The sequence below is a fragment of the Kitasatospora sp. NPDC051705 genome (assembly GCF_044453265.1).
Classification (GTDB): Bacteria; Actinomycetota; Actinomycetes; order Streptomycetales; family Streptomycetaceae; genus Kitasatospora.
In genome coordinates this window covers 422,519-435,193 of record NZ_JBITCO010000002.1, presented here as the reverse complement: position 1 = coordinate 435,193, position 12,675 = coordinate 422,519, and the positions used below count along the sequence as shown (strand labels likewise).

The 12,675-nt window shown below is 74.8% G+C and carries 10 protein-coding genes; 5 read left to right on the top strand and 5 right to left on the bottom strand.

The annotated features are described in order from the left end of the window. Positions 1 to 108 precede the first annotated feature (108 nt). The 4 genes from ACIA8Q_RS04470 (at position 109) to ACIA8Q_RS04455 (ending at position 3,616) form a co-directional block, all read left to right on the top strand. The gene (locus tag ACIA8Q_RS04470) at positions 109 to 630 is read left to right on the top strand and encodes a gamma-glutamylcyclotransferase family protein (protein WP_396316747.1); all 522 of its coding nucleotides are present in this window, start codon (positions 109 to 111) and stop codon (positions 628 to 630) included. Between the two features lie 249 nt (positions 631 to 879). Then, complete coding sequence (gene cbiE, locus ACIA8Q_RS04465; protein ID WP_396316746.1) at positions 880 to 2,118, top strand: precorrin-6y C5,15-methyltransferase (decarboxylating) subunit CbiE; 1,239 nt, start codon at positions 880 to 882, stop codon at positions 2,116 to 2,118. Next, positions 2,115 to 2,876, top strand: coding sequence for a precorrin-4 C(11)-methyltransferase (gene cobM, locus ACIA8Q_RS04460; RefSeq protein ID WP_387897357.1), 762 nt, complete (start codon positions 2,115 to 2,117; stop codon positions 2,874 to 2,876). Before cbiE ends, cobM begins: the two co-directional genes overlap by 4 nt. Beyond that, positions 2,876 to 3,616, top strand: a complete 741-nt coding sequence (locus tag ACIA8Q_RS04455; protein WP_396316745.1) for a cobalt-precorrin-6A reductase — start codon at positions 2,876 to 2,878, stop codon at positions 3,614 to 3,616. Before cobM ends, ACIA8Q_RS04455 begins: the two co-directional genes overlap by 1 nt. Before the next feature lie 188 nt (positions 3,617 to 3,804). On the opposite strand, the gene ACIA8Q_RS04450 is transcribed toward ACIA8Q_RS04455, so the two are convergent. Continuing rightward, positions 3,805 to 5,334, bottom strand: a complete 1,530-nt coding sequence (locus ACIA8Q_RS04450) for a UDP-N-acetylglucosamine 1-carboxyvinyltransferase (RefSeq protein WP_360210670.1) — start codon at positions 5,332 to 5,334, stop codon at positions 3,805 to 3,807. Positions 5,335 to 5,471: 137 nt separating this feature from the next. Beyond that, entirely contained in the window at positions 5,472 to 6,722 is a 1,251-nt protein-coding gene (locus ACIA8Q_RS04445) for a cobalt-precorrin-5B (C(1))-methyltransferase (RefSeq protein ID WP_396316744.1), read from the bottom strand. 408 nt (positions 6,723 to 7,130) lie between these two features. Here ACIA8Q_RS04445 and ACIA8Q_RS04440 point away from each other — a divergent pair, with 408 nt between their 5' ends. Then, positions 7,131 to 8,870, top strand: coding sequence for a TIGR03767 family metallophosphoesterase (locus ACIA8Q_RS04440; protein WP_360210668.1), 1,740 nt, complete (start codon positions 7,131 to 7,133; stop codon positions 8,868 to 8,870). Positions 8,871 to 9,021: 151 nt separating this feature from the next. Here ACIA8Q_RS04440 and ACIA8Q_RS04435 read toward each other — a convergent pair whose 3' ends face one another. The 3 genes from ACIA8Q_RS04435 to ACIA8Q_RS04425 are packed head-to-tail and all read right to left on the bottom strand — an operon-like array spanning position 9,022 to position 12,565. Next, entirely contained in the window at positions 9,022 to 10,605 is a 1,584-nt protein-coding gene (locus ACIA8Q_RS04435; protein ID WP_396316743.1) for a precorrin-2 C(20)-methyltransferase, read from the bottom strand. Next, entirely contained in the window at positions 10,602 to 11,228 is a 627-nt protein-coding gene (locus ACIA8Q_RS04430; RefSeq protein WP_360210664.1) for a precorrin-8X methylmutase, read from the bottom strand. The genes ACIA8Q_RS04435 and ACIA8Q_RS04430 overlap by 4 nt, the downstream gene beginning before the upstream one ends. Then, positions 11,225 to 12,565, bottom strand: coding sequence for a hypothetical protein (locus ACIA8Q_RS04425; RefSeq protein WP_396316742.1), 1,341 nt, complete (start codon positions 12,563 to 12,565; stop codon positions 11,225 to 11,227). Before ACIA8Q_RS04425 ends, ACIA8Q_RS04430 begins: the two co-directional genes overlap by 4 nt. Positions 12,566 to 12,675 lie beyond the last annotated feature (110 nt).

Here is a 12,675-nt window from a genome sequence, read left to right as displayed (position 1 = left end):
GCCGAACCTTGCCATGAGAGCGCATCAGCGGCCAGCCCGCCAGTGGGTATCACGAAGTGGGCGCGAGGACGTACGGTGGGCGCTCCCCGCAGCCAGGAGGTCGAACCCGTGTCCGCGTCCGACGAGGCCCTGCCGTTCTTCGTCTACGGCACCCTGCGCAGCGGCGGCTGCAACCACGCCGCCCACCTCGCGGGCCGCTGCGCCGACATCCGGCCGGCGGTCCTGGACGGAGCCGCGCTGCACGACGGACCCGGCTACCCGTACGCGGTGCCGGACGCGACGCCCGGCCGCCGCATCGTGGGTGAGCTGGTCACGATCCGCCCGGGCGCGTACGCCGGTGCGCTCACCGCCCTCGACCTGCTGGAGGGGTGCCGGGCGGACGGGACGGGCCTCTACGTGCGGCGACGGCTCACGGTGCGGACGGAGGCCGGGGCAGGGGCGGCGACGGCCAGCGCGGTGGGAGAAGTCGGCGGGGCGGGCGCAGTCGGCAGGGTGGGGGCGGGCCCGGGTGAGCTGCGGGAGGCCTGGGTGTACCTCGCCGGACCGGCCGTCGCGGCCAGGCTGCGGACACGGCCGGCGCTGATCGACTCGGGCGACTGGACGGAGCGGGGGGACGGGGCGGGCGGCTGACGGGTGACAGCTGACAACTTTCAGATTTCAGAGTCTGTTATCTGTCCTCTGTCATCTGTTCTCTGTCGGCGGTCGCCTGTCACCTGCCGGCGGGCCACGACTGCCGGCCGCCAGCCGTGGCCCGCAGCGGTCCTCCGGCCGTCGGACGGCCGGATACCGCCAGGTAGGCTGCCCCGGCCGCGTGCTTTCCGGCCCGTCGGCGCGCACACGACCAGACGTCCGCCCCCGCCGAACGACGAGGAGCCCCCGGTGCCCGAGCTGCCACCCCCGATCACCGTCGTCGGGATCGGGGCCGACGGCTGGCCCGGCCTCGCCACCGCCTCCCGGGCCGCACTCGCGGCGGCCGAGGTGGTCGTCGGCGGCCCCCGCCAGCTCGACCTCCTCCCCCCGGGCGAGGTCACCGCCCGGCGCGTCCCCTGGCCGACCCCGCTGCGCCCCGCCGTACCCGGCCTGCTCGCGGACCACGCCGACCGCCGGGTGGCCGTCCTGGCCAGCGGCGACCCGATGTTCTACGGCATCGGCCGCACCCTCGCCGAGACGGTCGGCGCCGACCGGCTGCGCATCCTGCCGCACCCCTCCTCCGTCTCCTACGCCTGCGCCCGGCTCGGCTGGCCGCTGGAGTCCACCGAGGTGGTCAGCCTGGTCGGGCGCCCCCTGGAAACCCTCTCCCTCGCCCTGCACCCGGGACGCCGCCTGCTGGTGCTCAGCGCCGACGCCGCGACCCCGGCCGCCGTCGCCGCCCTGCTCACCGCCCGCGGCCACGGCAGCGCCCGGCTCCACGTCCTCGAACAGCTGGGCGGCGCAGCCGAGCGCCGCCTCGACGGCCCCGCGGACGGCTGGCCGCACCCGCCCGGCGATCCGCTGAACGTCATCGCGGTCGAGCTCGGCGACGGACCCCGCGGCTCGCTCGTCCCCGGACTGCCCGACGCGGTGTACGAGAGCGACGGCCAGCTCACCAAGCGGCACGTCCGCGCGGCCACCCTCGCCACGCTCGCCCCCACCCCCGGTGAACTGCTGTGGGACGTCGGCGGCGGCTCCGGCTCGATCGCCGTCGAGTGGCTGCGCGCCCACCGCGACTGCCAGGCGATCAGCATCGAGCGCGACCCGGTGCGGGCTGAGCGGATCAGCCGCAACGCCGGCACGCTGGGCGTCCCCCGACTGCGCGTGGTGACCGGCCCGGCCCCGGCCGCCCTCGCCGGACTCCCCACCCCCGACGCCGTGTTCATCGGCGGCGGGCTCACCGCCCCCGGCCTGCTGGACAGTTGCTGGGCGGCGCTGCGCCCGGGCGGCCGACTGGTCGCCAACACCGTGACCCTGGAGTCCGAGGCGCTGCTCACCGACCGGTACCGGCGCCACGGCGGCGAACTGCTGCGGCTCGCCGTCGCGCACGCCGTCCCGGTGGGTGGCTTCACCGGGTGGCGGCAGGCCATGCCGGTCACCCAGTGGTCCGCCGTCAAGCCCAACACCCCCCAGGAGGAAGCCTCGTGACCGTCTACTTCATCGGAGCCGGCCCGGGCGCCGCCGACCTGATCACCCTGCGCGGGCAGCGCCTGCTGGCCCGCGCCGAGGTCTGCCTCTACGCCGGCAGCCTGGTCCCGCGCGAGCTGCTCGACGAGTGCCCGCCGGGCGCCCGCCTGATCGACACCGCACAGCTCAACCTGGACCAGATCGTCGCCGAGCTGGTCCGCGCGCACCGGGCCGGACAGGACGTGGCCCGCCTCCACTCCGGCGACCCGTCCGTCTTCTCCGCCGTCGCCGAACAGATGCGGCGCCTCGACGCGGAGGGCGTGCCGTACGAGGTGGTCCCCGGGGTGCCGGCGTTCGCCGCCGCGGCCGCCGCGCTGAAGCGGGAACTCACCGTGCCCACCGTCGGCCAGACCGTCATCCTCACCCGGATCTCCAAGCGGGCCACCCCGATGCCCGAGGGCGAGGACCTGGCCACCCTCGGCCGCAGCGGCGCCCTGCTGGTGCTGCACCTGGCAGCCGGCTACGTGGACGACGTCGTCGAGCAGCTGCTCCCGCACTACGGCGCCGACTGCCCGACCGCCGTCGTCGCGATGGCCAGCCGGCCGGACGAGCTGGTGCTGCGCGGCACCCTCGCCGACATCGCGGAGCAGGTCAAGGCCGCGGGTGTGGTCCGCACCGCGGTGATCATCGTCGGACGGACCCTGGCCGCCGAGCAGTTCCGCGACAGCCACCTCTACTCGGCGGACCGCGAGCGCCCGCACGAGCCCTGCGGGGCCTGATGCGACACGTCCTGGTCCTCGGCGGCACCACGGAGGGCCGGGCCCTGGCGGCCGCGCTGGCCGAGCTGCCGTCCCTGCGGGTGACCAGTTCGCTGGCCGGCCGCGTCGCCGAACCCCGGCTGCCCGCCGGGGAGGTGAGGATCGGCGGCTTCGGCGGTCCGGACGGCCTGGCCGCCTGGCTGCGCGCCGAGCGGGTCGCCGCGGTCGTCGACGCCACCCACCCCTTCGCCGCCGGGATGTCCCGCAACGCGGCCCTCGCGGCCGCCGCCACCGGCGTACCGCTGCTGGTCCTGCGGCGGCCCGGCTGGGCCACCGTCGACGGGGACCGCTGGCACCGCGTCCCGTCGCTGGCCGCGGCGGCCGAGCTGCTGCCGGCGCTCGGGCGGCGGGTCTTCCTCACCACCGGGCGGCAGGGCATCGGCACCTTCGCCCACCTCGACGGCCTGCACTTCCTGGCCCGCTCGGTCGACCCGCCCGAGCCGCCGCTGCCGACCGCGCTCGAAGTCCTCCTGGACCGGGGCCCGTTCACCCTCGACGGCGAACGGGCGCTGCTGCGCGGGCACCGGATCGACGTCCTGGTCACCAAGGACAGCGGTGGCGCCGCCACCGCCCCCAAGCTCACCGCGGCCCGCGAACTCGGCCTGCCGGTGGTCGTGGTGGAACGCCCACCGCTGCCCGCCGGCGTCCCCGTCGCCCCGGACGTCCCGACCGCGACGCACTGGCTGCAGCAGCTCCCCTAGGCTGGCCCCACCGCACCCGGCACCCACCGCGGACGCCGGGCGCCGTGGGGCGGTTCGGGGGCGGCGGTCGGGGTGGGCGCTGAACAACGCGGTGTTCGTCGAGTACCTGGGCACCGGGCTGGACGTGGCGATGCTGCTGGCCGGCCTCGAGGGGTGAGGCCGACCGGCAGCGGTGATGTGACGATCCGTCAGATGTCGCGGAAGGTCTCGATCTGGGCGCCGATGGAGTTGAGGCGCTCGGCGAGGTCCTCGTAGCCGCGGTTGATGACGTACACGTTGCGCAGGACGGAGGTGCCCTGGGCGGCGAGCATGGCGAGGAGGATGACCACGGCCGGGCGCAGGGCCGGCGGGCACATCATCTCGGCGGCGCGCCAGCGGGTGGGGCCCTGGACCAGGACCCGGTGCGGGTCGAGGAGCTTGACGTCCGCGCCGAGGCGGGTCAGCTCGGTCAGGTAGATCGCGCGGTTGTCGTACACCCAGTCGTGGATCATCGTGGTGCCGTGGGCGGCCGCGGCGATGGCGGCGAAGAACGGCACGTTGTCGATGTTGATGCCGGGGAACGGCATCGGGTGGATGGTGTCGATCGGCGCGGTCAGCTTGGACGGGCGCACGGTGAGGTCGACCAGACGGGTGTGACCGTTGTGGGCCCGGTACTCGGCGGTGCGGTCGTAGTCGAGGCCCATGCCCTCCAGCACCGCGAGTTCGATCTCCAGGAACTCGATCGGCACCCGGCGGATCGTCAGCTCGGAGGAGGTGACGACGGCGGCGGCGAGCAGGCTCATCGCCTCCACCGGGTCCTCGGCCGGGGTGTAGTCGACGTCGCAGGTGATCTCCGGGACGCCGTGGACGGTGAGCGTGGTGGTGCCGACGCCCTCGATCCGCACGCCCAGCTTCTCCAGGAAGAAGCAGAGGTCCTGGACCATGTAGTTGGGCGAGGCGTTGCGGATGACGCTGACGCCGTCGTGCCGGGCGGCGGCCAGCAGGGCGTTCTCGGTGACGGTGTCCCCGCGCTCGGTCAGCACGATCGGGCGGTCCAGCGGGACGCCGGGCTCGACCGAGGCGTGGTAGGCGCCGCCGGTGGTGGCGACCTCCAGGCCGAAGCGGCGCAGCGCGGTCAGGTGCGGCTCGACGGTGCGGGTGCCGAGGTCGCAGCCGCCCGCGTAGGGGATGGCGAAGCGGCTGGCGCGGTGCATCAGCGGGCCGAGGAACATCAGCACGCTGCGGGTGCGGCGGGCCGCCTCGACGTCCATCGCGGCGAGGTCGAGCTCGGCGGGCGGGGTGAGCTCGAGGTCGCGGCCCTCGTTGATCCAGCGGCTCTTGACGCCGATGCTGGTGAGCACCTCGAGGATGCGGTAGACCTCTTCGATCCGGGCGACGCTGCGCAGGGTGGTGCGGCCGGTCGTCAGCAGCGAGGCGCACAGGATCGCGACGCAGGCGTTCTTGCTGCTGCGGACGTCGATGGCGCCGGAGAGGCGGGTGCCGCCGGCGACCCGCAGGTGCATCGGGCCGGAGTAGCCGAGGGAGACGATCTCGCTGTCGAGGGCTTCGCCGATGCGGGCGATCATCTCAAGGCTGACGTTCTGCTTGCCCTGCTCGATGCGGTTGACGGCGCTCTGGCTGGTGCCGAGGGCTTCGCCGAGCTGCGCCTGGGACCAGCCGCGGTGCTGACGCGCGGTGCGGATGAGGGTGCCGATGCGGGTGAGGTAGTCGCCTGTCACTCGCCAGACCATATCTCATGGTTGAGATGGCACCAGCGCCAGGGCAGGGCGCGACGCTCCTTTTGTCCATTTCTTTCCTCGCATGGACGTCAGATCTTCACATCACCAGGTGATGTTGTCGCATCTCTGTGACAGTGTCACGGGCCGAGCGGCTCCGCCCGGCCGACGATGGTGCCGGCCCGGTCGATGCAGATGACGTCCACCGCCACCGGCGAGCCGACCAGCACGCCGAGCGCCGTCGCCCGCGCCGCCTCGGCGACGAGGTCGCCGAGCGGCACGCCCGCCGCCCGGCACAACTGCACCGCCTCCAGGCCCGTGTTGGCCGCCGCCACCGCCCCGGCCAGCTCCTCGTCCGCCCCACCGCGCCGGGCCAGGTCGGCCAGGTAGCCCTTGTCGACCTGGGAGCGCGCCGAGTGCAGGTCGAGGTGGCCCGCCGCCAGCTTGGACAGCTTGGCGAAGCCCCCCGCGATGGTCAGCCTGGGCACCGGGTGGCGCTTGAGGTACTTGAGGACGGCGCCGGCGAAGTCGCCCATGTCGAGCAGGGCGTCCTCCGGCAGCCCGTGCACGGCGACCGCGACCTTCTCGGAGGTCGAGCCGGTGCACCCGGCCACGTGGGTGCGCCCCGCCGCCCGGGCGACGTCCACGCCACGGCGGATCGAGTCGATCCACGCGGAGCAGGAGTAGGGGACGACGATGCCGGTGGTGCCGAGGATGGACAGGCCGCCGAGGATGCCGAGCCGGGGGTTCCAGGTGGAGCGGGCGATCTCCTCGCCGTGGTCCACCGAGATCTCCACCACGACGTCCCCGCTGCCGCCGTGCTCGGCGGCCACCTCCGCCACGGCGTCGCGGATCATCTGCCGGGGCACCGGGTTGATCGCGGGCTCGCCGACGGGCAGCGGCAGACCGGCCTTGGTGACGGTGCCGACGCCGGGGCCAGCCCGGAACACCACTCCGGCACCGGGCTCGCCGGGGCGGACCGTCGAACGGATCAGCGCGCCGTGGGTGACGTCGGGATCGTCCCCGGCGTCCTTGACCACCCCGGCCATGGCGCCGACGGTCGAGCGAGCCGCCGCCGGGGGCCGGGGCGGCGCGCCGACCGCCCGGGAGCCCGTCGCCGGCTCGGTCAGCAGCGACTCGGCCGCCAGGGCGAAGGCGGGCTGCTGGCCCTTGGGGAGGGTGATGACGACCGGGTCGGGGAACTCGCCGGTGAGCAGCGCGGTGTAGGCGGCCTTGGTCGCGGCGGTGGCGCAGGCCCCCGTCGTCCAGCCGTGGCGCAGGCCGCTGCTCTTCAGCTGGCCGGCCCGTCCGCCCGCCCCGGCGCCGGATCCGGCCCCCGATCCGGCTCCGTTTCCCGGTCCGGACCCGGTACCGGCTCCCGTTGTGGCCACCTGCGTCTCGCTTCCGGCTGGGTCGACGTGCGGCCGCACCGGCCGTCGGTGCCGATTTTCCCCCATTCGCCTGGTCACGCCCCGACCGGGGCCGGGGGCGGTGTTCGCGGCGCCTCCGCCCGGCCCGCGGGGCGGGCGGGCACCGGGAGGCGGCAGGCGGGTCGCGGGGCGCCGGACGGTGGGTCGCGGGCGCCCGGCGACGGGAGGGCCGGGGCGGGTCCGGGCGGGTTGCGGGGGCGCCGGGGAGGAGCACCGCCGCGCGTTCCCGAAGAGTTCGCCGCACGGCCCTCGCCCCCCGCCCCTACCAGTGAGTAATCTGGCGGTCCGCCAGAGGCGGGTTCATGACACGGGGGCCGACGGCCGGAAGTCCGGCCGGGCCATCAGAATGTGGGGGTTTTTGTGGCAGGGATGAATCGGCGTACGTTCCTCACCGGTACGTCGGTGGCCGCCGCCTGGACGGCCTTGTCGCTGGGCGGCGCACAGTTCGCCTCGGCGGCTGAGCGGGAGCGCGCACTGGCGACCACCGCCGCGCGGGCCGTCAAGGTCACCGGGACCACGCTCGACCAGGTGGCCACGCCGAGCGGCACCGGCGCGTACAAGAGACTGACGGCGGGCCCGGGCTGGCCCCTGATGGTGCGCGGCGACCTGGCGGCGCCGGGCGGCGGGCGCGACGACCGCCGGACCGGCCTGGCCAGCTTCGTCCAGTTCAGCGACCTGCACCTGGTGGACACCGAGTCCCCGTTCCGCTTCGAGTACCTGGCCCGCTGGAACGGCAGCGCGTACCGGCCCCAGGAGACCCTCAACGCCCGCGGCGTCTCCGCGCTCGTCGAGCGGGTCAACGCGCTCGACGGCGGCCCCTACACCGGGATGCCGTTCAGCATGGTGATGGCCACCGGCGACAACACCGACAACCACGAGCACGCCGAACTCGACTGGTACCTCACCGTCATGGGCGGCGGCCGGATGGCCCAGAGCACCGGTGACCCCAACCGCTACGAGGGCGTGCAGAACTCCGGCAACGCGGCCTACTGGAACCCCGAACTCGCCTACAGCGACGGCTACAAGGCGAAGGGGTTCCCGCAGATACCCGGCTTCCTCGACGCCGCCGGACGCCCCTTCGACGCGCCGGGCCTGCGGACGCCCTGGTACACGACGGTGGGCAACCACGACGACAGCCTCGAGGGCACGCTGCCCGACCTCGGACTGCTGAACGACGTCTACACCGGCCAGTACAAGCTGGAGGGCTGCAACGACGCCGACGCCGCCCAGCTGATGGACTCGCTGCGGCGCGACCCGGCGGGTGCCGCGCTGCTGCTCGCCAAGCTGATCGCGAGCGGCGACGCCGTGCGCCGGATCACCCCGGACGAGCGCCGGCGGCCGTTCACGCTCAAGGAGTTCGCCAAGGCCCACCTGGACCCGGCGCGCACCGGCGCCGGCCCGTACGGCCACGGCTTCACCTCGGACATGGTGGGCAGCGGCAAGCTCTACTACACCTTCCGGATCTCCGAGAAGGTGGTCGGCATCAGCCTGGACACCACCAACCAGGCCGGGTTCGCCGACGGCTCCCTCGGCACTGCGCAACTGCGCTGGCTGGAGCAGCAGTTGAAGGCGCACAGCGGTCACTGGTACGACGCCGACGGCCGCCGGGTGGCGGGCGGCAGCACGGACGACGTGATCCTGCTCTTCAGCCACCACACCAGCACCACCATGGGCAACCTGCTGCCCGACCCGCGCAACATCTTCGAGCGGCGGCACGACGGCAACGAGCTGGTGGCGCTGATCCAGCGCTACCCGAACGTGGTCGCGTGGGTGAACGGGCACACCCACATGAACAAGATCACTCCGCACGGCCACGCCGTGCCGGAGCGGGCGTTCTGGGAGATCAACACCGCCTCGCACATCGACTACCCGCAGCACGGCCGCATCATCGAGATCGCGGACAACGGGGACGGCACGCTCTCGCTGTTCACGACGCTGATCGAGTCGTCCGCACCGTACGGGACGGACTTCGGCAGCACCTCGGACGGCAACCTCGCCGCCCTGTACCGCGAGCTGTCCTACAACGACCCGAACGGGCGGGTCACCTCGCTGCTGGGCTCGGGCGAGGACCACAACACCGAGCTGCTGATCACCAAGCCGACCCGGTGACGACCGTCGGCGGGCGGCCGGCCGAACAGCCGAGGCCGCCCGCCGACTGCCGACGTCTGACCGGTCCGGTGACCGGTGACGGAAGACGGCGAACAGATGACAGCTGACAGATTTCATCATCTGTCAGCTGTCATCTGTCATTCGTTCGCCGTCACCCCTCCGCGGCGTCCGCGGCGTCCGCACCCTCCGAGACCTCCGGATAGCGCCGGGGCGTCCAGACGACCTCCACACCGCCGCCCCGCTCGACCGCCCGGGTCTGCGAGGAGCCGATCAGCAGGATGGTCCGCATGTCGACCAGGGCCGGGTCCAGCTCGCCGAGCCGGACGATCCGGACCCGCTCCGTCGGGCCGCCGACGTCGCGCGCCATCACCACCGGCGTCCCCGGCTCGCGGTACTCCAGCAGCAGGTCCCGGGCGAGGCCGACCTGCGTGGTCCGCGACTTCGAGCCCGGGTTGTAGAGCGCGAGCACCAGGTCCGCCGCCGCGGCGGCGCGCAGCCGGTCGGCCACCACCCCCCAGGGCTTGAGCCGGTCCGACAGCGAGACGACCGCGTAGTCGTGCCCGAGCGGGGCGCCCGCCCGGGAGGCCGCCGCGTGGGCCGCGGTCATACCGGGGACGATGCGCACCGGGACGTCCCGGTAGGCCTCCTCGCAGGCGACCTCGAGCACGGCGGTGGCCATCGCGAACACCCCCGGGTCGCCCGAGGAGACCACCGCGACCCGGTGCCCGCGCCGGGCCAGTTCGAGGGCGTACTCGGCGCGCTCGGACTCCACCTTGTTGTCCGAGCCGTGCCGCCGCTGCCCCGGGCGCTCGGGCACCCGGTCCAGGTAGGTGGTGTAGCCGACCAGGTCGGTGGCCTCGGCGAGGGCGCCGCGCGCCTCGGGGGTGAGCCAGAGCGGTCCGGCCGGCCCGGTGCCGATGACGGTCACCGCGCCCGGGCCGTCCGCCCGCCGGGCCTCCGGCTCGAGCGGCTCGGGCGCCGCGGACGTCCCGAGCGGCGCGACCTTGCTGGGCAGCACGGCCACCGAGAAGTACGGGACGGTCTCGCCCTCGACCTCGGCCAGCGGCGCGATGCGCTCCCCCTCCATGAAGGCGCGCTCGACGTACTGGGCGTCCGCCAGTCGCCCGGCCCGCTCCAGCGCACGGCGGACGGCGGGGAAGGTGCGGCCCAGCTTCATGATCACTGCGGAGTCGGCGGCGGCGATCCGGGCCGTCAGCTCCTCCTCGGGCAGGGTCCCGGGGATGACGGTGAGCGTCTCCTCGGCCTCGGTGAGGGGCTGCCCGAGGCGGGCGGCCGCGGCGCTGACGGAGGTGACCCCGGGCACCACCTCGGTCGGGTAGCGGTGCGCGAGGCGCTTGTGCATGTGCTGGTAGGAGCCGTAGAACAGCGGGTCGCCCTCGGCGAGGACGACGACGTCGCGTCCGGCGTCGAGGTGGGCGGCCAGCCGCGCGGCGGCCTCCTCGTAGAAGTCGTCCAGCGCGCCCCGGTAGCCGCCGGGGTGGTCGGTGGTCTCGACCGTGATCGGGTAGACCAGCTTCTCCTCGATCTGACCACCCGTCAGGTACCGCTCGGCGATGGAGCGGGCGATGGAGCGGCCGTGCCGAGCGCTGTGGTAGGCCACCACGTCGGCCTTGCCGATGAGTTCGGCGGCGCGGACGGTGACCAGCGACGGGTCCCCCGGGCCGAGCCCGACGCCGTAGAGCCGCCCGCTGCCGGTGGTCTGACGATCCGTCACTCTTCTTCGCTCGCAATCGCGTTGATGGCGGCGGCGGCCATCGCGCTGCCGCCGCGCCGGCCGCGCACCACCAGGTGCTCCAGCCCGGACGGGTGCTCGGCCAGGGCCTGCTTGGACTCGGCGGCGCCGATGAAGCCGACCGGGACGCCGATCACCGCGGCCGGGCGGGGGGCGCCCGCCTCGATCATCTCCAGCAGCCGGAAGAGCGAGGTCGGCGCGTTGCCGACGGCCACCACCGCGCCCTCCAGCCGGGGCAGCCACAGCTCCATGGCGGCGGCGCTGCGGGTGTTGCCCGTCTTCCGGGCGAGTTCGGGCACCGAGGGGTCGGTGAGGGTGCAGACCACCTCGTTGTCGGCGGGCAGGCGCTTGCGCGTGACGCCGCTGGCGACCATGTTGACGTCGCACAGGATCGGCGCCCCGGCGTTCAGCGCGGCGCGCGCGGAGGCGACCACGCCGGGCGAGTACACCAGGTCCTCGACCAGGTCGACCATGCCGCAGGCGTGGATCATCCGCACCGCGACCCGGGAGACGTCCGCCGGGAGGGCGGCCAGATCGGCCTCCGCGCGGATGGTGGCAAAGGACTGGCGGTAGATGGACGCGCCGTCCTTCTCGTACTCGATCACTTCGTGGTCCTCCTGGCCTCGGCGACCGCCTCGGCCATCTCCTCGTTCGTCACGTCCACGGCCGCCCCGGCGGCTGCCGGACCGTTCACCGTCACCCGGTAGCCCTGCCCCGTGGCGAGCATGTCCACCCACCGCCCGGCCGGATGGCCGCAGCGCCGTGCACACCCCGACCAGTGCACCGGAAGCACCGGAAGTCCTGCGCCGGCACCCTCGGCGCCGTCGGCACCGTCGGCCGCGTCCAGCGCCCGGGCCGCCTCGGCCCGGACGTCGGCGAGCGACCTGGCGCAGCCCGGCAGCCCGGTGCAGGCGGTGGCCCGCTCCCAGGCCGAGCCGGGCGCGGTCCTGAACCCGACCGAGGCCAGGGCGGACAGCCGGTCGGCGGACGCACCCGGCAGCACCGCGCCGCGCCAGGGGGTCAGCCGGACCTCCCCGGCGCAGGCGGCGGCGAGCGCGCGCCACTGGGCGGCGCCCGCCCGGCCGAAGCGCATCCCCACGGACAGCCCGCCGGGCAGCGCGCCCACGGCGGGCGGAGTCCCGGGGAGGGCGGGCAGCGGAACCGTGCCGGCCGGGAGCAGGTCGGGCGCCTCGCGCAGGTGCCAGGCCCGGCGCCCGTTCGCCCGCAGCGCGTCCAGGAAGGCGCGGGCCGCGTCCAGCACGGCCGCCACCTCCTGCCCCCGCGGTACCGGGTGTCCGTGGTCGGCGCGTCCGAGGCGCAGCAGTGCCGGCGCAGCCGAGGCCGGGCCCGCGCCGCCGGCGGTGCCGGGCCCGCCTGCGATCAATGTCACATCGGCGTCGAGCGCGGCGACGTCGCCCCGCCCGTCGTCCAGCGCGAAGAGGAACTTGCCGGAGAGCCCGGCCGCCCAGTCGCTCGCGCACAGCCGCGCGTCCAGCTCCCGCACCCAGGCCTGCACGTCGGCGCCGGGGGCGGTGCCCGGGGCGGTGCCGACGCCGGTGCCGGTGCCGGTGCCGTCCGCGGCGGGGCCGGTGAGCCCGGCAAGCGGCGAGGCGACGATGTTGCGCACCCGCTCGTGGGTGTCCGAGGGCAGCAGTCCGACCGCGCGCAGCCGGTCGGCGAGCTCCGCCCCGCAGTGCGAAGCGAGGCCGCGGAGTTGGACGTTGCCGCGGGAGGTGGTCTCCAGTTCGCCGTCACCGAGCGCCTCGGCCGCCTCGGCCAGCGCCAGCACCTGACGATCCGTCAGCAGGCCCCCGGGCAGACGGACCCGGGCCAGGGCGCCGTCGTCGGCCTGGTGCAGACGAAGGGCCCCTGGGCAGGCGTCCGCGCGCCCCCGGTCGGGCACCGCGGCGCCCGGCGCGGTGGCGTCGGGTGTCGGTGGCATGGCCGCGAGCATACAGATGATCCGATCGCTTGCCTCCGTCCGTTGCATCACACCCCGGCCGCTCCGGACGGCCGCCGCCGATCGCCCCTCCCCCAGGTCAGCCGCACCCC

Bases quoted from the DNA above. Each gene is read 5' to 3' on its own strand.
- ACIA8Q_RS04455 (WP_396316745.1), top strand. From the start codon at position 2,876: ATGCGACACGTCCTGGTCCTCGGCGGCACCACGGAGGGCCGGGCCCTG.
- ACIA8Q_RS04440 (WP_360210668.1), top strand. From the start codon at position 7,131: ATGAATCGGCGTACGTTCCTCACCGGTACGTCGGTGGCCGCCGCCTGG.
- ACIA8Q_RS04425 (WP_396316742.1), bottom strand. From the start codon at position 12,565: ATGCCACCGACACCCGACGCCACCGCGCCGGGCGCCGCGGTGCCCGAC.